We start from the raw sequence: 20,429 nt of genomic DNA on the forward strand, positions 1-20,429 counted from the left end.
ATGAGGAGAGGGAATAAAAAAGAAGGAGGGAAAAAGATTGCAGATCCATGTTGTTCGTAGAGGTCAAACATTATTTGGAATTGCTCAAGCATTTAATACGACTGCTCAAGCGATTACTGTGGCCAATGAAATACCCGATCCTAACCGATTAGTCGTAGGGCAAGCATTGGTTATTCCAATTGTTGGAAGATACCATTGGGTTCAACCTGGCGAATCTTTGTATAGTATTGGACGACGTTATAATATTAGTCCTAGTGAGCTGGCAAGAGTTAATCGGATATCACTAACAACAATACTTCCTATTGGTTTTAGGTTATATATTCCCCCAAGACCAAAACCTACGATTGAAGTCAATGCTTACCTTGAACCAAGGGAACGAATTACACCTGCCCAAAGACAAGAAGTAAGAAGGGTAGGGAGGTACTTAACTTATTTAGCACCATTTAGTTTTAGGGCAAATCGAGACGGTTCATTGACTCCGCCTCCACTCGATGATATTCCTAACATTGCCCGCTCTTTAGGGATTACGAATATGTTAGTTGTTACAAATCAAGAAGCAGGACAATTTAGCAAGGAGCTAGCACATATTTTATTTACGAATGAGAGCATATCTAATCGTTTCCTTAGTAATATTATCAATACTGCTAATCGTTTAGGTTTCAGGGATATCCATTTCGATTTTGAATTTATTGATCCGAACGATCGAGAGGCATACAACCAGTTTTTAAGAAGAGCTCAAAGCAGACTAAAACCAGCTGGCTTTTTATTATCTACGGCGTTAGCCCCAAAAACAAGTGCGGCACAAATAGGTGCTTGGTATACTGCACACGATTATAGAGCTCATGGTCAAATCGTTGATTTTTCCGTTCCCATGACGTATGAATGGGGATATACTTATAGTACACCACAGGCAGTTAGCCCTATTGGACCAGTTCGTCAAGTGATCCAATATGCTTTAACAGAAATGCCTGCCAAAAAGATTATGTTAGGGCAGAACTTATATGGTTATGATTGGCGAGCCCCCTTTAGGTATGGTGGAGAAGCAGCAAGAGCATTAAGCCCTCAGCAAGCGATTGAATTGGCTAAGAGGGAAAATGTAGCGATACAATATGATACCCGTGCCCAAGCCCCATTTTTTAAATATGTTGATGATCAAGGACGAGAACATGAAGTATGGTTTGAGGATGCAAGGAGTATTCAAGCTAAATTTGACTTAATCAAACAATTAGGGCTAAGAGGAATTAGTTATTGGAAATTGGGACTTTCCTTCCCGCAAAATTGGCTGCTTCTAGAGGATAATTTCAATATCACCAAAAGATAATCATTACCTTATTTCTTCAGTGAATCCTGAAGCTATAAAAACTTTCTTCCATTTGTCATTTAAGGGTTTGTATATTCCATAAGCTGCGACATAGCGTGACTAGCAGCTTTAGCTGTGTAGCACGACTTGTACACTTTGTGTGCCTTCAGAAGTGCCCTTCTCTCCGTAATCTTTATTCATAGAAGGGCACGGATGACGGAGCGCGATGGAATATACAAACCTTTTCTTATACTATTATGGGCTATATATTGAACAAATGGTGAACAAACATGATCCATCAAAAATAAAAAGAAAACGAGTGTAAACGGTTTAAATAGAAGATAAATTGCTCTAATTTCGTTAAATCAACTTTGTGTATAGAGTTAATACATATTAAGATAAAAACAACAATAACATGTGAAATATTTCACAATAAAACAGAATAATTAAACCTATATAAATTTGAAGGCGCCATTTATAGTTGATAAGTTGTTGTTATAAGTAGGTTTATTTAATATTTTAGAAACAAATGAACATTTTAATTCTTTTGCTTGTTACAATTTATTGTGTATTTATTCACATTAAAAATGGAGGAGAGCATAATGGAAAAAGTGCTTGAGAAAGCAAATCATCAAAATGAAAAGATGCAAGATGAAGGGAAAGAGATGGTTCAGACTACAATTGATGAATTAGTAAAAAACGCTAAAATTGCTTTACAAGAAATGATGAAATTGAATCAAGAACAAATTGATGAGATTGTAAAGCAAATGGCTTTAGCTGGATTAGATCAACATATGCCACTTGCTAAAATGGCAGTTGAGGAAACTAGAAGAGGAATTTATGAAGATAAGATCATTAAAAATCTGTTCGCTACAGAATACATCTACCACAGTATCAAGTATGACAAGACGGTAGGGATCATCGAAGAAAATGAACTAGAAGGCTACTTTAAAGTAGCAGAACCAGTGGGTGTTATCGCAGGGGTTACACCGGTAACCAATCCAACATCTACAACGATGTTTAAAGCAATTATCTCTTTGAAAACAAGAAATCCAATTATCTTTGCTTTTCATCCCTCTGCACAGAAATGTAGCGTAGCAGCTGCAACAGTTGTTCGGGATGCAGCAGTAAAAGCTGGTGCTCCAAAAGATTGTATTCAATGGATCGAAACGCCTTCGATTGAAGCAACACAATTATTAATGAATCATCCAGGCGTTGCGCTTGTATTAGCAACAGGTGGTTCAGGGATGGTCAAATCTGCTTATAGTACAGGAAAACCTGCATTAGGTGTGGGACCAGGTAATGTACCCTGTTATATAGAAAAAACAGCCAATATTAAACAAGCGGTAACCGATTTAATTCTTTCCAAGACCTTTGATAATGGAATGATTTGTGCTTCTGAACAAGCAGTTATTGTAGATCAGGAAATAGCAAAAACGGTTAAACAATATATGATGGAAAATCATTGCTACTTCTTAAACAAAGAAGAAATAAAAAAACTTGAGAAACTTGTAATCAATCCAACCACTTGTGCAGTAAATGCATCGATTGTTGGTCAATCACCTATAAACATTGCAGAGCAAGCAGGCATTCAAGTACCAAAAGAAACCAAGATGTTAGTTGTTCCGCTAGAGGGAGTAGGAGAAGAATACCCCCTTTCTCGAGAAAAGCTTAGCCCAATTCTTGCTTACTATGAAGTAAAAAATGTGGATGAAGGAATTAAGCGAGCTGAAGAAATGGTCTTGTTTGGCGGGATGGGTCACTCTGCTGTGATTCATAGTCAAAATGATGAAGTGATTCAAGCATTTGCTAGTCGAATTAAAACAGGCCGACTCATTGTTAACGCACCATCAACTCATGGAGCGATTGGGGATATCTATAATGTCAATATTCCATCCTTAACCTTAGGGTGTGGCACTTATGGATCGAATTCAACAACAGATAATGTATCCTCTGTCAATTTAATTAATGTTAAAAAGGTAGCTAGGAGAAAAGTAAATATGCAATGGTTCAAAATTCCATCCAAAATCTACTTTGAAAGTGGTTCTGTTCAATATCTAGTAAAAATGCCTGAGATTTCTCGAGCATTAATCGTAACTGACCCCATGATGGTGAAATTAGGTTATGTGGATCGGGTCTTATATTATCTAAGAAAACGACAAAATTACGTGCATAGCGAAATCTTCTCTGAAGTAGAGCCAGATCCATCTGTAGAAACCGTCTTAAAAGGAGCCGAATTGATGCGTCAATTCCAACCAGACGTGATTATTGCTCTAGGTGGTGGCTCAGCAATGGACGCAGCAAAAGGCATGTGGCTATTCTATGAATATCCTGGAGAAAAATTCGAGCATATGAAACAAAAGTTTATGGATATTCGAAAAAGAGTTTATAAGTTCCCTAAACTTGGTGAAAAAGCAAAATTGGTTGCTATTCCAACAACATCAGGTACAGGTTCAGAAGTAACTAGTTTTGCGGTGATCTCAGATAAGAAAAATAATATTAAATACCCACTTGCAGATTATGAATTAACACCAGATGTTGCGATTATTGATCCAGATTTTGTGATGACAGTACCAAAGAGTGTAACAGCCGATACTGGTATGGACGTACTCACTCATGCGATTGAAGCATATGTCTCGGTGATGGCGAATGATTATACGGATGCACTTGCAATGAAAGCAATCCAATTAGTCTTTGAATATTTACCAAAAGCCTACCACAATCCCAATGATAAAGTGGCCAGAGAAAAAATGCATAATGCTTCTTGTATCGCGGGTATGGCGTTTGCTAACGCATTCCTTGGTATCAATCATAGCTTAGCTCACAAATTAGGTGGAGAATTCCATATTGCGCATGGTAAGGCAAATTCAATTCTTCTTCCCTATGTGATTCGCTATAACGCAACAAAGCCAACTAAATTTGTCTCATTTCCTAAATACGATCACTTTATTGCCAATGAAAGATATGCTAAAATTGCTAGAATGCTAGGATTAAAAGCGAGAACAACAGAAGAAGGAGTGCAAAGTTTAATTGAAGCCATTATTCAGTTAGCAAAAGAATTAAATATGCCACTCACCATTAAAGAAGCAGGAATCGATGAGAAAACATTCGAAGCGAAAGTGGAAGAGTTAGCAGAAAAAGCGTTTGAAGATCAATGTACAACAGCAAATCCAAGATATCCACTTGTAAGTGAACTAGCAACGATTTACCGAGAGGCTTTTCAAGGAAAAGGAATTGTATAAGATTTTAAAAGGGGCTGAATACTAATGATCAGTGAAAAAGTAATTCCAGCTTGGGCTGGATTTAAAGCAGGTAAATGGATGGAAGAGGTGAATGTTAGAGACTTTATTCAATTGAACTATACACCATATGATGGGGATGGAAGTTTTCTAGCAGGGCCATCTGATCGTACTAAGAAACTATTAGACAAAGTATTTATTTTAATCGAACAAGAAAGAAAGAATGGGGGAGTACTAGATGTTGATACGGCAACCCCATCTACGATTACCTCCCATGGTCCAGGATTTATCGATAAAGATTTAGAAGTGATTATAGGATTACAAACTGACGAAGCTTTTAAACGTTCTATTCATCCAACGGGCGGTATTCGCATGATTGAGGCTGCTTGTGAAGCCTATGGCTATGAAATGGATGAAAAGGTTCAGGAGATTTTTACGAAGTATCGTAAAACCCATAACCAAGGGGTATTTGATGCATATACAGAAGAAATGAAAAAGGCAAGAAAAACTGGGATTATTACCGGTTTACCAGATGCTTACGGTAGAGGCAGAATTATTGGGGATTATCGTCGTGTGGCATTATATGGAGTCGATTTCTTAATCGAACAGAAAAAACAAGAAAAAGCGGCAACAGAAGATGACTTTATGTCTGAAGATACGATTCGTCTTCGCGAAGAATTAACGGAGCAAATTAGTGCATTAAAAGAATTAAAGGAAATGGCATTATCTTATGGTTATGACATTTCAAAACCTGCAACCAATGCAAAAGAAGCAATACAATGGCTTTATTTTGGTTACTTAGCGGCTATTAAAGAGCAAAACGGGGCAGCTATGAGTATTGGCAGAATTTCAACCTTCTTAGATATTTATCTTGAAAGAGATCTTCAAAATGGGTTGATCACTGAAGAAGAAGCTCAGGAAATGATTGACCAACTTGTTATTAAGCTTCGTATCGTTAAATTTTTCCGTACTCCAGAGTATAATGAACTCTTTAGTGGTGATCCAACTTGGGTAACGGAATCCATCGGTGGAATCGGTGAGGACGGTAGACATTTAGTTACCAAGAACTCTTATCGTATTCTTCATACCTTATATAATTTGGGACCTGCACCAGAACCCAATTTAACGGTATTATGGTCCACTCAGTTACCAGAAAACTTTAAAAAATTCTGTGCTCAAGTCTCGATTGATACTAGTTCCATCCAATATGAAAACGACGATATCATGCGACCAGAATATGGTGATGATTATGGGATTGCTTGCTGTGTATCTGCCATGAGGATAGGAAAGCAAATGCAATTCTTTGGTGCAAGGGCAAATCTTGCAAAGGCATTACTCTATGCGATCAATGGTGGAATCGACGAAAAGAGTGGCGAGAGAGTTGGGCCTTATTTTGAGCCAATTGTCGACGAAGTACTTGATTTTGATACTGTGATGGAACGTTATGACAAAGTATTAGATTGGCTAGCTAATCTTTATATGAAGACTTTAAATGTAATCCACTACATGCATGATAAATATTCTTATGAACGGATTGAGATGGCATTACATGACCGTGATATCTTAAGAACGATGGCATGTGGAATCGCCGGGCTTTCCGTTGTTGCAGACTCTTTATCTGCGATTAAATATGCAAAAGTAAAACCTGTACGTAATGAAAACGGCTTAACGATTTCATATCAAATTGAAGGAGATTATCCTAAATTTGGAAATGACGATGAACGTGTTGACAGCATAGCTTCAGAGCTAGTGGAAAGGTTCATGAATAAATTACGTCAAAATAAAACTTATCGTAACGCATTACCAACCATGTCGATTTTAACCATTACATCCAATGTCGTCTATGGTAAGAAAACAGGGGATACGCCTGATGGAAGAAAAGCAGGAGAACCTTTTGCACCAGGAGCAAATCCAATGCATGGCAGAGATATAAAAGGTGCTGTAGCTTCTTTCAACTCGGTATCCAAGCTACCTTACGAACATTCTCAAGATGGAATTTCTTATACTTTCTCGATCGTGCCAAAAGCACTGGGAAAAGAAGAAGAAAGTCGTAATTCCAATTTAGTTGCGCTCTTAGACGGTTATGCTTATCAAAGAGGGCACCATGTGAATGTAAACGTCTTTGACCGAGAATTATTACTAGATGCAATGGATCATCCAGAAAAATATCCACAATTAACGATTCGTGTATCTGGATATGCGGTCAACTTTACCAAATTAACTAGAGAACAACAATTAGATGTCATTCATCGAACATTTCACGAAAGTATGTGATAGCAATGAAAGGGTATATTCATTCTGTAGAAACCTGTGGGACTGTTGATGGTCCTGGTATCAGATTTGTCGTTTTTATGCAGGGCTGTCCTCTTCGCTGTCAATATTGCCATAATCCTGATACATGGCAGTTGAAAGATGGAAAAGAAACCGAAGTAGAAGAGTTAATGAAAGACATTAGAAAATACATCCCCTATATGAAATTTTCTAATGGAGGGGTTACCATCTCTGGTGGAGAGGCCACCATGCAAAAAGATTTTGTTATCGAATTGCTGAAGCGTTGTAAAGAAGAGGGAATTCATACAGCAATTGATACATCAGGGTTTGTTTGCTTGGAAGATGCCAAAGAAATCCTCGCTTATACCGATTTAGTTTTACTAGATATCAAACATATCTCAGCGGAAAAGCATCTGCAGATTACAGGGGTTTCTAATGAATGGACTCTACAATTAGCAAAGTATTTACATGAGCAAAAAATCCCCTTTTGGATTCGTCATGTGCTTGTACCTGGAATCACCGATAGAATCCAAGATCTTCAAGCTTTAAGAGCATTTATCAATACAATCTCATCCGTAGAAAAGGTAGAAGTATTGCCATATCATACAATGGGAAAATACAAATGGGAAAAACTTGGTTTACCAGAACCATTGCCTGGTGTGAAACCACCAACAGAGGAACAAGTAAAAAGAGCAGAACAAATCCTCGTTCCTCAAGTCACAAATCAATTGGTTGTATCGTAAACAAAAAAACGAAGCATTAGTTGAGGAAACCTGATTTAAACTGGCTTCCTCTTTTTTTCCTTCTTTATCTATTATCTTTTTTTATCATCGTTTCTGTTTAAAATAGCTGATTGCTAACAAGATGGATGGGATTACAAAACCAAACATTAGGGCATAAGGTGTCCATGTCGTTGTAGCAAATTCAAAGGTTTCAACAATATTTTTATTTAGAATGACAGATAAAGCAACCACGATAAAGACTAATGGCATGGCAATAGGACGATAATCAGATAAATGGAACACCTGAGCGATTACTAATATTCCCGCATAAAAGCTGATTGTCATTTTTATAAAGATCGTTAACATATAGGATAAAGCAATAACTGCTTCCACTCTTGTTAAAAATCTTCCAACATCAATCAATCGAGCCATATTAAATGTAGCAAAAAGGGACATTTCGGTTGGGCGAACATTTAAAACAAGGATCGTTCCTAATACCACAAAAAATAAAGATAAGCCACCTACGACTACTCCGCTGATAAAAACAGATTTGATTCGTTTTCGTTGATTCACAAATGGGAGAATCATTAAAAATGCAATCGTTTCTGCAAAGGGAAAACCAAGGGTAGGAACGGTCCCCCTTAATACAGGTTTAAAACCCTCTGCAAAGATGGGATACACATTTTTAAATTTCATTTCAGGAATCAGTAAAAAGAGGGTGATCCAAAATCCTCCTGATGTAAAAAGAGAAAAAAATTCATTGGAACGCCCTATTCCTTCAATTCCTTGATTTATGACCATATAGAGTAATACTCCCGCCATTATGCTGAAGAGAATCATTGGTGTCTCAGGGAAAATAGCTGTTGTGACAAAATCAGTTGCATTCCGCATGACAAGTGCAGAAAGATGGAGAAAGAACCAAGCATAAAGCAAACCAATACCTTTCCCCAACATTGTTCCAAGAAGCGTCTCTGTAATTCCAACTAGGGTTTGATTTGGGAATTGTTCAGCTAAAGAAACCATAATATAAGTTAAACCAATTGCCAAAAGTGTTCCTAAGAACATCGAGATCCAACCATCTTGCTTTGATTTAGCAACGATGGTTGAAGGTATGATCAGCAAAGCACTACCAATGGTAAAATTAACCTCTAATAACCATAGTTGAAACCGATTGATCACTCCATTTTCTAACATAAGTGGTTCCTCCATATAGAAGTAAGTTAGCTTAATAGCTTATCTATCCAATGTTTGATTGGTTGAAAAATTAGTCTTAAGCCATTGGTTGGATTGGGAATGTAGAGATCTAACATTTTACCAATCGATAGATAAGCTGCAATCGCCATTAACCCTAGATATACATAGGCATCCCTCTTTTGTTTTTTCACCAAGAGATTCTTCACTTGTCGGTAAGAGATGATGATGATCAAAAAACCTAATCCTACAACCATCATTTATTTCCTTTCATTTCGATTTGGAATGATTTATTTTTCATTCCTATTTCTCCTATTGTTGTATTCACTTTAACATGAACTGTTAAATCGACAAATTCCTTTTCCCAGTCTTTTTTCAAGGTTTTCCATTCTTTTGAATGCTGGCGTTCAAAGGCTTCACCAAAACCAAAAATATCAACTTTATAGCTCTTTTGCACCTTTTTCAGAACATGCTCTATGTTCTTTTTGACTGTAGCATTGGTAGCCTTCTCTAAGTCTTTAATCACCGATTGTTTCGTTAAATCAATGGGGCCTAGGACAGATCCAACATTGGCATCGATTTTTATTTCTAAGTTAACCTCAGGCTTGCCATGAATCAATGTTGTTTTTATTTTTGTTTTAGAATTTATGATTTCAATCGAATGGTCTTCTCCTTGATAGGGGACAACGATGACAGTCTTATCAATTTCATCGGTTACCCAAAGAACTGCTCTTGCTTCCTCGCTATTTAGATAACCAATCACCTTATCTTGTTTAAAGACAGCAAATCCTTCAGTCTTGATCACTGATTCCTGTTTTGATGCTTGTGTTGCTTCTAAGGTATCCTTTTTTGGATTGATCGGGTTCGAGACAAAGATATAGGGAACAATTGCACTCCTTGTTGGACTTGTCAACATATTGATCAATTCTCTTAACTCCACTTGACGAGTAAAACTACCAGACTTTTGGGTGCTTTCCAGATGCTTTTTAATTGCAATCCCATTAACAGAGTCGATCGGAAATTGGGTAGATAAGACACTTTCTACCTTGCAATTTTTTGTAATTAAAATTGGAATGTCTTCACGAATTTCCGGGTCGCGATATAATAAGTCAAGGAAATCTCTGACACCGCTTTTTTTTGCTAAATTTTCATCGATCACCCATGCTTGGAGATGGGCGAAGTATAATCTCCTAGACATTTCCTTTGTCGCCTTGCGAATTGCCTCAAACTGCGTTCTTCCAGAAGTTTTTAGTGTGATAAACGGAGTCATTGAGCTACTTACCCCTTGCTTTCCTGAGATAGATGAAGGGTTTACAATTTGGTAGACCAAGGTGATTTCCCCTTTTTTGGGGCCAGGATCAATACCAGCAGCTGTCACAATCGCGATTTCATTGAGCTCTCGCCGATTCCAACAGCCAGTCGTCAATAAAGTGAATATAATCATCATGAGAAGAATCATTATTTTCTTTCTCTTTCTCTTCATGATTGATCTTCCTTCCTATTAATACGTTGATGACCTTTAGGTGGTTTAGGCATCTCCGTATCTTCCCTCACTTCATTTGCTTGGCTAAATAAGCGAGGGCGAGTTAACATCATAAACCATGGTACTCGTGCAAAAATATCTTTTTGATCGCTAAGATTAAATGGGGCAATACCATTTAAATAGGGGATACCAAAGGAACGAAGGCCAACTAAATGAATGACAATCACCATTAAACCAAATAAAATGCCAAATAAACCAAAGCTTGCACTTAAAACAAGTAAGACAAAGCGAATGAGCCGTGCAGCGATGGCGATATCTACGACGGGTGTAGTAAAACCAGCAATTGCTGTCATTGAAACAATAATGACCATGGCTGCTGAGACAATACCTGCTTCTACTGCTGCTGTACCTAATACAAGTGCACCAACAATCGAGACCGCTTGTCCCACTGCTCTTGGCATTCTAACTCCAGCTTCCCGTAATATTTCAAAAGTTAATTCCATTAACACGGCCTCAATAAAAGCTGGAAATGGAATTCCTTCCCGTTGGGCAGCAAGGCTGACTAGCAAGGTTGTAGGTAATAGCTCTTGGTGAAAGGTAGTGATCGCAACATAAAGGGAAGGTAAAGTCATTGAAATTAAAAAAGTTATAATCCGTAAGAAACGTAAAAATGAAGCCATTCCTGAACGCATATAATAATCATCGGCAGATTGAAAAAGCATAGCTATGGTTACAGGGACAATTAAAACAAAAGGAGTTCCATCGACGAGGATGGCTATTTTTCCCTCCAATAATTGAGCTGCGACGATATCTGGCCGTTCTGTATTGTAAACTGTTGGGAACACAGACCATGGTGCATCTTGAATAAGTTCTTCAATATAGCCACTTTCTAAAACACCATCGATTTTAATTTTGATAAGTCGTCTTCTTACTTCTTCAACGATTTCAGGGTTTGCATTTCCTTGAATATACATGATGGCAATACTTGTTTCCGTTATGGTTCCAAGACGCATTTGTTCCAGCCTTAACTTAGAACTAGGTATCTTTCTACGGATTAAAGCCGTATTGGTGCGGATATTTTCTGTAAAACCCTCTCGTGGCCCCCGTAAAACCACTTGGTTATCAGGCTCTGTGACCCCCCGATTTTCCCATCCTTTGGTGCTGGCAATCAGCGTCTTATTTTCTCGATCGATTAATATTGCTGTTGAACCCCTAAGAATTTCATTGATGATTTGCGTTTTGTCTTGTGCTATTTTCACATCGCCAATATTTAAGAGGTGTTCTTTTATAAAATTTATAGGAGATAAGGAGATTTGGTCACTTGGATATTGGGTGAATAGGGTTTTTAAAAAGTCATTGATATCGCCGTTACTAACAAGACCGTCTGTATAAATAAGGGCAGCAGAAACCTCTTTTTCTTTTCCTAAAATAAAACGACGAACGATAATATCAGGACTATTCCCTAAATCTGTCGTAATCTCCTGAATGGCTTTTTCAAGATGACTAGGGATAGGTTGAATACTAGATTGAGTTTGAGTATTTGCATCAGGCTTTGAAGTCTTGGGATTTCTGTGTAATTTTTTGATCCATCTCCAGATTGACATCCGACCACTTCCTAAAAATGCTTATTAGTTATAGTGTGGTAAGAATCATGGTAAATTATGCATCGTTTAAAAACTATTATTTGACTGCATGCTGTGTGATTAGATAGATAGAAAGAAAATGAAACAAAAATAAGGAGCAAAATTCTCCTCATTTTTGTTCTTGAGCCCATTCGCTTGCATCCCAGTTTCCAATGCCTAAGACAAAGGTTGGTTTTCCGGTTGGACCCTTTGTTAGGTCAAATGCCTTCATCCCAGCGGCAAAGCATAGTTTCAAGCTTGGTACATTATCATTGGCCACTTTAACATAATATCGGTCAATATCTTCTAACGCTTCTGTTACTAATTGATAGGCTACCCCTCTATTTCGAACTTCAGGGTGAACCACAATGATTGCCTGATCTAGGCCAAAACGAGCAATGGCCAATACACCTACTATTTTTTTTCCCTCTAAGATGACGTGAATCAGATCGCCATTGCTTTGGTTAAGCTTTTGAAAAGGGGTTTTCTTTAACCACTCTATTGCTTTCCTCGTAATATGTCCATCCCCATATTTATTGATAAAACGGATTAAGGGTTGTTTGAAGCGTTCTGGTACAGAGGCATTGATCTTCATCTTTCTCATGATTTCACCTCTTTTGGAACAAATCCAGACAAATATCTAAAATATTGCAACAATCTGAGTAATGAGGTTTGACGAATATTAGGTTCATCAAATTCCATGGGTTTGGCATTTGCCTCAAAAAACCATATATCTCCGTTTTTATCGATGCCTAAATCCATCGACATTTCTCCTAATGAATGTCCTACCTTTTTTTCAATGTGTTGAGCAATTTTTGTCGTTAAAAGAGCAGTTTTATGTTTCCATTTCTCAGTTAATTCGTTGCCAAAGGTTTCGTGAAAAACAGTATCGACAGATTGAATATAACCACCTTGTGGTACATGAGTTGTAATACTTTGCTCTCCAGCAACGCGTATACCCATTCCTGTCATATGCCATTGACCTTTACCATTTTTTTGAACAAGTACCCGGATATCGTAAGGTCTTCCTTGGTATGTGCTTAAATGGATTCCTTGCTGAATAATATATTCTTTGTTATTTGCTAGTTTTTTTACCTTTTTCCATAAGTGATTAAATTCAACAAATTGCTGATGATAGGTAATTTGCTGGGCTTGATACGTTAGATTGAATAAGTTATCTTTTTTTTGAACTTTCATAAATCCAATTCCTGCTTTACCATGAATCGGTTTAAGATATAGCATTTGATACTTTTTTAATAGGTTTTGTAAACGAGTCCTTTCTAAAATCGCTGTATCTGGTAAAATCGGTGCAAGTTCATGTGATTCACCCATCCATTGATAAAGGGACCATTTGTTGAAAAAATGGGGATTAAAAAAGGGAATTCCTTCAGTTTCTAAAAATTGAATCGTTTGTTGAACGATAGGTAAACGTTCTTCTCTTCTTGTGGGAATACGATTATATACTACATCTGGTAGAGGCATTGAGACAGAATCCCATTTTTTTTGTTCAGGATAATAGAGGTGAGCTTTTACTGTTTTTGATCCTTGTTCTATTGATTCAGGAGTGAATACATAAACTAGCACTCCTGTTTTAATCCCTGTTTGGATGATGTCGATAAAATTCTTTCGATTTCCTCTGAAAGTTTTGAAGCCACTTGTAGTTAGAATACCAACGATTGGACCAATTTTATATTGAAGATTTTTTTTGATTACACGTACAGGGAATGCTCCTCTAAGATCGGAGACATTTTTTTTAGAACTGATAATGAAAGATTTACTTTGGTTATTATGGCCGATTGTGTAGGCCATTGACGAAATCTTAGCGGTTTGATTATAGTGAGGAAGGATTAATTTCCAAGGTTTGATAGATGAGACTCGAACCCAAGCATAATGTGATGAATTCATAAATTTATACCCCTCCCTGCTACTTTATTTTTTCATTCAAAAGAAATACATAGATAACGGAGCGCGTTGGAATATACAAACTTATCTAGAAACCAGATAAATAAATCGGATACTCAAGCAAAGATTTAATCGATTCCTCATTTGCCTGTTTTAAACTTGGATGCTTAAAAATAGAACGACCTGGTTTTGAATTGACTTCAAAAAGCCAAACATGATGATTTTTGTCTACACCTACATCTAATCCTAATTCACCAAGGGGTTGGTTTAGGTTTTGTTCTAAATGTTTAGCAATCTGGATACTTTTACTTTTTATTTCTTCAAGCACATAGGAAGTATCCTGTTTAAAGATTTCTTTTATAAATTCCGATGCATTGATCAGTTGGCCACCTGTTCGAATATGGGTAGTTACACTACCTTTTCCTGCAGCTTTTGCACCGATTGCAATCAATTTCCATCGATTCCTTTTATTTTTGTGTAATTGTACCCTAAAATCGACCGGCCTGTGTTGATATTCAACTAAAGTGATTCCTTGCTGAATAATATAACGGTTAAGTCTAATTGGCTGTTTGGTTAGAAAGGTAAAGAGGGCATTTATTTGTTTAAAATCAAATGATTGATTGAACTGTTTATTTCTAAATTGAAGCGTATACGCGTTGTTGGTTTTTGTTATTTTGTAGATTCCTTTGCCTAAACTTCCTCCAGCTGGTTTTAAATAAACGATCGGGTACTTCTTGAGCATATTTTTTAACAAAGGGAGTGAGGGATTGGCATGCGTTTCTGGAATCGAACTTTTTATAGTAGGATCGTTAGTTAAGATCTGATTAATCTCCCATTTATTAAAAAAATTATCGTTAAATAGTTTACCTCCTGATTGAAGATACTGTTTTTTAAATTGTTGCACGGATGGATGTTGTTCACTTCCACGGTTTAAAACCCGATTATATACAACGTCTGGTAAAGAAATGGTAGCATATTCCCATGTTTTATTTTGATTCGCTGTTGGAAATAGAAAAATTCCTTTAACCGTTTTATCTCGCCAATTGACGGTACCTGGTTGAAATACAAAGTAATAGGCTGGATAAGAACCCTCTTTTGTTAATAGGTCAAAAAAGAATTTACTAAAGGGATGTCGAAAGTGTTTCAGTGATTCCAGAAAATCCGCGCCTGAATAAGCAGAAGTTAAAATCCCAATAATTGGCCCAATTTGTAGACCACGGTGATCACGCTTGATCATGAGCTTTTTGTGATAGGGCAGTTTGATTTTCTTTTCGATTAAAGACGAAATGAGAAGTAAATCTTGATTTGATTGGTGTTGAAGAACACGAACCATGATAGGCTCTTTTAAGCCAAAATAAATAGGGATGGTTTGATTAGGTGTTAAATGAAGTTGTTGCAATAAAGATTTTGAAAGCCAGATCGTGTCTTTATGCTGATTTACTGTTTTAATGTGGATTAAAATGGGAACCACCTTCTTTAAATAGAAATTCCATATATTCAATCGGTTGAGTCATTGATTTTCTACTTAACTCAAGCTCGCCTAATAAAGAAAAAACTTGACGACCTGGTTTGGAGTTTGCCTCAATCACCCATACTTTACCTTGACGATTTATACCTAAATCCAGGCCTACTTCAAATAAATGACCATGATTAGATTCGATAAAAGGTGGAATGCTTTCAGACAGTGATGAAATAAGGTTTTGAATTTTATTCGCTTTTGCTACGCCAAACTCTTCAAGAAGCAGTTTATTTACTGGTTGAACTGTACCACCACCATGGAGATTAGAAGTAATATTGGTGGAGTCGCCTATTCTTGCTGCCATTCCTGTGATTTCCCATCTTCCAACATAGTTTTTTTGGACTAAGACTCTAATATCATAGGGCTGTTTTGATTTTGTAGTAAGGTCTAAATATTGCTGAATAATATACTTTTTTCCACTGATAAAATTTAATATCCATTGACTTAATTGGCTACGATTGAGAAATATTTGTTGAATTTTTTGATTGGCTTGATTACGTCCAACCATTTCATATTGATGATGTTTTTTTTGAACCCTGATGATTCCTTTACCATGACTACCACTTATGGGTTTGAGGATGATAGGGAAGTGGTCTAACCACGTAAATGATTGTTGAACTCCTTTAAAAATAGCTGTTTTAGGAAGGTGTTCCTTATAGATTGGATTCGCTGATAGAATTTGATAGAGTTGCCATTTCCCATGTAAAGCTTCACTAAGGAAGGTGATTTGTTTTTCCTTTTTCATTCGCTCAATATAAGGTCTATATTTGCTATAATCCGTAAAAATCCGGTCATAAACAAAATGGGGAATGGGGAACCAACCTTCCACCCATTTTTTTGAAGGTAGATTAAATTGAAATCCTCGTACTCGTTTATTTTTCCAATCGATTTGATCGGGATAAAAGACATAAACCAGTATATTACGTTGTTTTCCTATTAGTTGAAGGTTTTGATAAAAACCCTTTTCGAGGAATAGACGATTTTTTATTTTCCCCACCATAATACCTAATATTGGTTTATTCATTGGTTTCCACCTGACTTCAAGCGTTTTTTCCCTATTTTTGTTTTCAAATGATTTTTAAATCCGGAAACAAAAAGCACATATTTTAATAGTTGCATTACAGATGGCCTTGGTCCATTTAATTGAGATTCTTCCGTTTTTGAAGGTTTTGAATTAACTTCTAAAAGCCACACATTTCCGTTTGTGTCTAAGGCGAGATCAATTCCAAACTCAGCAAAATTTCCTGTGGATGATTCTTCAAGATGTTGTGCAATCGCTAATGCAAGGGTTCTAAATCTCTGCTTAGAGATTTTTTTGTCTTTCACAGAATCAGACAAACGGATCGTTTTCATTACACCACTTTGTGTGCCACCACGAGCCAAATTTGAGACAAAATGTTGATCACTGGCTATTCTAGCAACCATCGAGGTGATCGCCCATTTTCCATATTTGTTTTTTTGAGTGAGAATGCGGAAATCAATGGGTCTTTTTTCAATTTGAATCAGTGGTAAGCCTTGTTGAACCAAGTAAGGCTCTGTATTTAGTCTAGGTTGTAAGTGTTTAAACATTTGCCCGATAGAATGAAAAGTATGGGTAATCGAACCTTGGGAACGGGAATATTGGACGATAAACAAATGATTATTTTGCTTTTCGATTCTGATAATCCCCCGTCCTAATGCACCATTTGTTGGTTTTAAATAAAGGATAGGATATTTGACTAACATCTCTTTTATAGTTAAGATTCCTTTATAATATCTCGTTTCTGGCATCATTGAGTGGATGGGGGTTGGCTTTAATATTTCGTAGACTTGCCATTTATTCAAGAAATGTTCATTAAAGAAATGAAGATGGTATTGTTGTTTTAAGTTTGTAATCGATTCTTTTAAGGATTTCTCAATGTTTCGTGAGGATATTCTGTTGTAAACAACATTGGGAATAGGAAAAATATGTTTTAGCCAATGTTTGTCTTTAAGTACCCACCCTGTCACACTTTGTGTTTGTTTGTTGATATCTTTCATTGTAAAAACATAGGTTAATAATCCTTTGCTTTTTGATACCATGGAAATTTCCTCACAAAAGGTAGTTAATTTTCCAAAGGGTGCTTGTGGGTGTGAGGAGTCGATATGCTGAACGAGAATGCCAAGTATGGGTCCTAATTTAAGGCCTTCTGCTGTATCGTATCGAGCATGGATTTGTAAACCATTTGGTATTAATAATTTTGTAGCGATAGAAGAAGGGATTCTTAACAAATGACCGAAGTTTGAACTTACTCTTACCATCACCTCAGTTTTTTTGTTGCCAAAGGAAATAGAAAATGGTTTTTGAAGTGGAAGGTTTAATTGACTGATCAGTGTTGGATTCACATAGATGATATTGTTTTTGATTTCATGTTCCTCTACTTGAATGGCCAATACTGTCATGTTTTTCATCCCCTTCCTTAGGTTGTGCCAAAGCAAAATAAGCTACTTCATAATATGTTTAGGTGACTAACATGGTGTTAGGCTAAGGTCACATAGAAAGAGGGAATTATTTATGTTTTTCATTATGATATCTATAGGAATAGGCGCGTTGATTGGTGCTTTTACCAATGCATTAGCGATCAAAATGTTATTTCGACCATTCAAATCATGGAAGATTGGAAGCTGGCAAGTTCCTTTTACCCCTGGTTTGATTCCAAAAAGAAGAAGTGAGATTGCAGAACAACTGGGACATATGGTTGAGAACTATTTATTTACCGCAGAAGGGTTAAAACAATTTATTGAAAAATCGGGAATCAGGAACCAATTATTAGAGAAATTACAGCTAAACATACAGGGGTTGGTTCAACAGAATCAAACAGTCAAAGAGATGATGAATCCATTCTTATCTGAGGAATGGGAGGCAAAGATAAAAGGGATGATTCAACAAAAGGCTCTAGATTATTTATCTAGAGATGAGGTAAGGGCAAAATCCTTAGCCGACTTCTTATCTGAACCAGCTTTAATCAAAATTGAAGATCGTTTAGGACAGCTTTCCCAAATGTTTATTCAGGAAATTAAAGACTTTCTACACTCATTTAAGGGAAAAGTTTGGCTTGATTCGATTGTTAAACAATTATTTGAAGGCAAAAGAATGATTGGTTTTTTAGCTGGTATGCTGTTAGAAGGCGAACAAATTCAGCAAAAACTTTTATCCTATTTTGATCAAATACTTGAAAAGCCTGATACACAGCAAGTTTTTCAAACTTTTTTAGTTAATGAGTGGAATCAAATGAAAGAGAAACCGATTGGCGATTGGCTAGATGACTTCGACCCTATCTTACATACGCAATTGGAGGAGATCTTAGATAAAGGATTGGAGAAGGCTCAGAATCTCCCCTTCCAGCAAGTGATTGATCTATTAAATAAACATAACTTTTTAGAAAGAGCCTATCATTGGTTTTTTGAGCTTTTTCAAGAAAAAATGGACAAGATCTTTTCCTATTTATCGATTGCAGAGGTAGTGAAGACCGAAGTTAACGCTTTTTCTTTAGAAGAATTTGAAAAAATGATTTTGGAGATTACCAATCGAGAATTAAAGATGATTACTTATCTTGGAGGAGTATTAGGGGGATTTATCGGGCTTTTCCAAGGGGTTTTGTTTCTTTTCTTTAAATAAAAAAGGTTTTAAGATGGAAAACGATAAATATATATAAAAAGAAAAAAAGGAGGGAAGTATCATGTCAAATCCTTATGACAAGGCCTATGAACTAGCGAGAGTGATTGAAGAAAACGAAAATTATAAGACGGTGAAGGAATTAACAATAAAAGTGATGTCAAATCCGGATCAGATGAAGTTGATTGAAGAATTTCGCAGGAAACAGTTTGGCATGCAAGAAAAACAACTAAAAGGCTTATCCATTGAACAGCATGAGCTTGAAGAGACTAATCAATTATATGAAAACTTAAGTGAAAATCCAGAGATTAAGAAATTACTTGATGCAGAAGAAAGGCTAAGCATGTTATTTGTAGATATCAATCGAATTTTAACTGAACCATTAGAAAAAATTTATAAAAAATCATAGAAAGGGTGGAAAGAATGGAAATTCGTTATCATGGACATAGTTGTCTAGAATTAAGGGGACAAAAAGGCTCTCTAATCATTGATCCTTTTATTACGGGAAATACCCATGCAAAAGTTTCTGTAAGTGAAATTAAGGTAGATTATATTTATCTTACTCATGGGCATGGAGATCATATTGGCGATGCTGTACAAATAGCCAAAAATAATGATGCTACCATTATTGCCCCCTTTGAACTAGCCACTTACATGGGATGGCAAGGTGTGAAGGCCCATCCATTACACATTGGTGGAAGTTTTGCTTTTCCTTTTGGTCGTGTTAAGGCAACCCAAGCATTTCATGGCTCAGGATTTGTGAATGAAGCGAATCAACAAATCGTCTATCTCGGTATGCCAAGTGGTGTGGTTGTGGAGATGGATGGAAAAAAGATCTATCATGCAGGTGATACCGGGCTATTTGGTGATATGAAGTTATTAGAAAACGAACAACTTGATATTGCCTTTCTACCGATTGGAGATAATTTTACGATGGGGCCAGAGGATGCTCTGCTAGCAGCAGAATGGATTAAAGCGAAAAAGGTGGTACCAATTCATTTTAATACATTCCCAGTCATTCAACAGGATCCAGAGCAGTTCGTTGCTCGCCTAAAAGCCAAAGGGATGGATAGCGAAGTCATACCAATGAATCAGTGGATAAAGCTTTAGTTCTTTTTTACCATCTTTGGACATACATTGGATGTGGGAGGGATTAAAATGAAAATATTTAAAACGATTATTTATCTCATTCTCACATTAGCTGTTATTTTTTACGCGATTCCAAGGGTTCCCTTATTTGATTCGTCTAGTTTGGCAAAAGCCTTTAGTATCGTTTGGTTCTTCTTTTCATTACTCATTCTAGGTTCCCATTTAGACCATTTGCTAGGATTAGATGAGGAGAAAAGAATACGCTTAGCACACTTAGAAAAGGTTCGGCTTTGGAGAAAAGAACAACATCTCTTACAATCTTCTAAAAGGCATTACGAAAAAGCGTAATGCCTTTTGTCTTCATTGAATCCAAATCATTCTTTTTGTTATAATTGATTATAACAGAAATGATAGCTGATGTTAGAACAGCTATTTTTAAGAAAGTTTGGGTGAAAAA

Annotated in this window: 17 protein-coding genes; 8 read left to right on the forward strand and 9 right to left on the reverse strand. The window is 36.6% G+C overall.

What is annotated here, in order from left to right:
• The first annotated feature begins 37 nt into the window (after positions 1 to 37).
• From TEPIDINF_RS00185 to pflA, 4 genes are all read left to right on the forward strand, one after another.
• On the forward strand, positions 38 to 1,321 hold the full coding sequence (locus TEPIDINF_RS00185) for a glycoside hydrolase family 18 protein (protein WP_068722587.1): 1,284 nt from the start codon (positions 38 to 40) through the stop codon (positions 1,319 to 1,321).
• A gap of 581 nt (positions 1,322 to 1,902) precedes the next feature.
• The gene (gene adhE / locus TEPIDINF_RS00190) at positions 1,903 to 4,542 is read left to right on the forward strand and encodes a bifunctional acetaldehyde-CoA/alcohol dehydrogenase (RefSeq protein ID WP_421691113.1); all 2,640 of its coding nucleotides are present in this window, start codon (positions 1,903 to 1,905) and stop codon (positions 4,540 to 4,542) included.
• A gap of 24 nt (positions 4,543 to 4,566) precedes the next feature.
• Entirely contained in the window at positions 4,567 to 6,813 is a 2,247-nt protein-coding gene (gene pflB / locus TEPIDINF_RS00195; protein WP_421691114.1) for a formate C-acetyltransferase, read from the forward strand.
• Between the two features lie 5 nt (positions 6,814 to 6,818).
• Entirely contained in the window at positions 6,819 to 7,553 is a 735-nt protein-coding gene (pflA, locus tag TEPIDINF_RS00200; protein ID WP_421691115.1) for a pyruvate formate-lyase-activating protein, read from the forward strand.
• Positions 7,554 to 7,637: 84 nt separating this feature from the next.
• On the opposite strand, the gene TEPIDINF_RS00205 is transcribed toward pflA, so the two are convergent.
• The 9 genes from TEPIDINF_RS00205 to TEPIDINF_RS00245 form a co-directional block, all read right to left on the reverse strand.
• The gene (locus TEPIDINF_RS00205) at positions 7,638 to 8,726 is read right to left on the reverse strand and encodes a GerAB/ArcD/ProY family transporter (RefSeq protein ID WP_068722593.1); all 1,089 of its coding nucleotides are present in this window, start codon (positions 8,724 to 8,726) and stop codon (positions 7,638 to 7,640) included.
• Positions 8,727 to 8,752: 26 nt separating this feature from the next.
• Positions 8,753 to 8,983 carry a hypothetical protein gene (locus TEPIDINF_RS00210; RefSeq protein WP_421691116.1) on the reverse strand — a complete coding sequence of 77 codons (231 nt, stop codon included), beginning with the start codon at positions 8,981 to 8,983 and terminating at the stop codon, positions 8,753 to 8,755.
• Positions 8,980 to 10,206, reverse strand: coding sequence for a Ger(x)C family spore germination protein (locus TEPIDINF_RS00215; protein WP_421691117.1), 1,227 nt, complete (start codon positions 10,204 to 10,206; stop codon positions 8,980 to 8,982). The genes TEPIDINF_RS00210 and TEPIDINF_RS00215 overlap by 4 nt, the downstream gene beginning before the upstream one ends.
• Positions 10,203 to 11,810, reverse strand: coding sequence for a spore germination protein (locus TEPIDINF_RS00220; RefSeq protein ID WP_068722601.1), 1,608 nt, complete (start codon positions 11,808 to 11,810; stop codon positions 10,203 to 10,205). Before TEPIDINF_RS00220 ends, TEPIDINF_RS00215 begins: the two co-directional genes overlap by 4 nt.
• Before the next feature lie 148 nt (positions 11,811 to 11,958).
• On the reverse strand, positions 11,959 to 12,432 hold the full coding sequence (locus tag TEPIDINF_RS00225) for a GNAT family N-acetyltransferase (RefSeq protein WP_082732304.1): 474 nt from the start codon (positions 12,430 to 12,432) through the stop codon (positions 11,959 to 11,961).
• Complete coding sequence (locus TEPIDINF_RS00230; RefSeq protein ID WP_421691118.1) at positions 12,429 to 13,733, reverse strand: YheC/YheD family endospore coat-associated protein; 1,305 nt, start codon at positions 13,731 to 13,733, stop codon at positions 12,429 to 12,431. The genes TEPIDINF_RS00225 and TEPIDINF_RS00230 overlap by 4 nt, the downstream gene beginning before the upstream one ends.
• 85 nt (positions 13,734 to 13,818) lie before the next feature.
• Complete coding sequence (locus TEPIDINF_RS00235; protein WP_421691119.1) at positions 13,819 to 15,201, reverse strand: YheC/YheD family endospore coat-associated protein; 1,383 nt, start codon at positions 15,199 to 15,201, stop codon at positions 13,819 to 13,821.
• Positions 15,176 to 16,273, reverse strand: coding sequence for a YheC/YheD family endospore coat-associated protein (locus TEPIDINF_RS00240; protein WP_421691120.1), 1,098 nt, complete (start codon positions 16,271 to 16,273; stop codon positions 15,176 to 15,178). The genes TEPIDINF_RS00235 and TEPIDINF_RS00240 overlap by 26 nt, the downstream gene beginning before the upstream one ends.
• Positions 16,270 to 17,670, reverse strand: coding sequence for a YheC/YheD family endospore coat-associated protein (locus tag TEPIDINF_RS00245; protein WP_421691121.1), 1,401 nt, complete (start codon positions 17,668 to 17,670; stop codon positions 16,270 to 16,272). The genes TEPIDINF_RS00240 and TEPIDINF_RS00245 overlap by 4 nt, the downstream gene beginning before the upstream one ends.
• Positions 17,671 to 17,782: 112 nt before the next feature.
• Between TEPIDINF_RS00245 and TEPIDINF_RS00250 the strand changes: the two genes are divergently transcribed.
• The 4 genes from TEPIDINF_RS00250 to TEPIDINF_RS00265 all read left to right on the forward strand — a co-directional run bounded on the left by TEPIDINF_RS00250 (position 17,783) and on the right by TEPIDINF_RS00265 (position 20,320).
• Positions 17,783 to 18,886: a DUF445 domain-containing protein gene (locus TEPIDINF_RS00250; RefSeq protein ID WP_421691122.1), complete on the forward strand. Its 1,104-nt coding sequence runs from the start codon at positions 17,783 to 17,785 to the stop codon at positions 18,884 to 18,886.
• 61 nt (positions 18,887 to 18,947) lie between these two features.
• On the forward strand, positions 18,948 to 19,292 hold the full coding sequence (locus TEPIDINF_RS00255) for a YlbF family regulator (protein WP_421691123.1): 345 nt from the start codon (positions 18,948 to 18,950) through the stop codon (positions 19,290 to 19,292).
• Positions 19,293 to 19,306: 14 nt separating this feature from the next.
• Positions 19,307 to 19,993 (forward strand): metal-dependent hydrolase, encoded by a 687-nt coding sequence (locus TEPIDINF_RS00260; RefSeq protein WP_421691124.1) that lies wholly within the window; start codon positions 19,307 to 19,309, stop codon positions 19,991 to 19,993.
• Positions 19,994 to 20,041: 48 nt separating this feature from the next.
• Positions 20,042 to 20,320, forward strand: coding sequence for a hypothetical protein (locus tag TEPIDINF_RS00265; RefSeq protein ID WP_421691125.1), 279 nt, complete (start codon positions 20,042 to 20,044; stop codon positions 20,318 to 20,320).
• The last annotated feature ends 109 nt before the right edge of the window (positions 20,321 to 20,429 follow it).

The sequence above is a fragment of the Tepidibacillus infernus genome, from assembly GCF_048898065.1.
Lineage (GTDB): Bacteria > Bacillota > Bacilli > Tepidibacillales > Tepidibacillaceae > Tepidibacillus_B > Tepidibacillus_B infernus.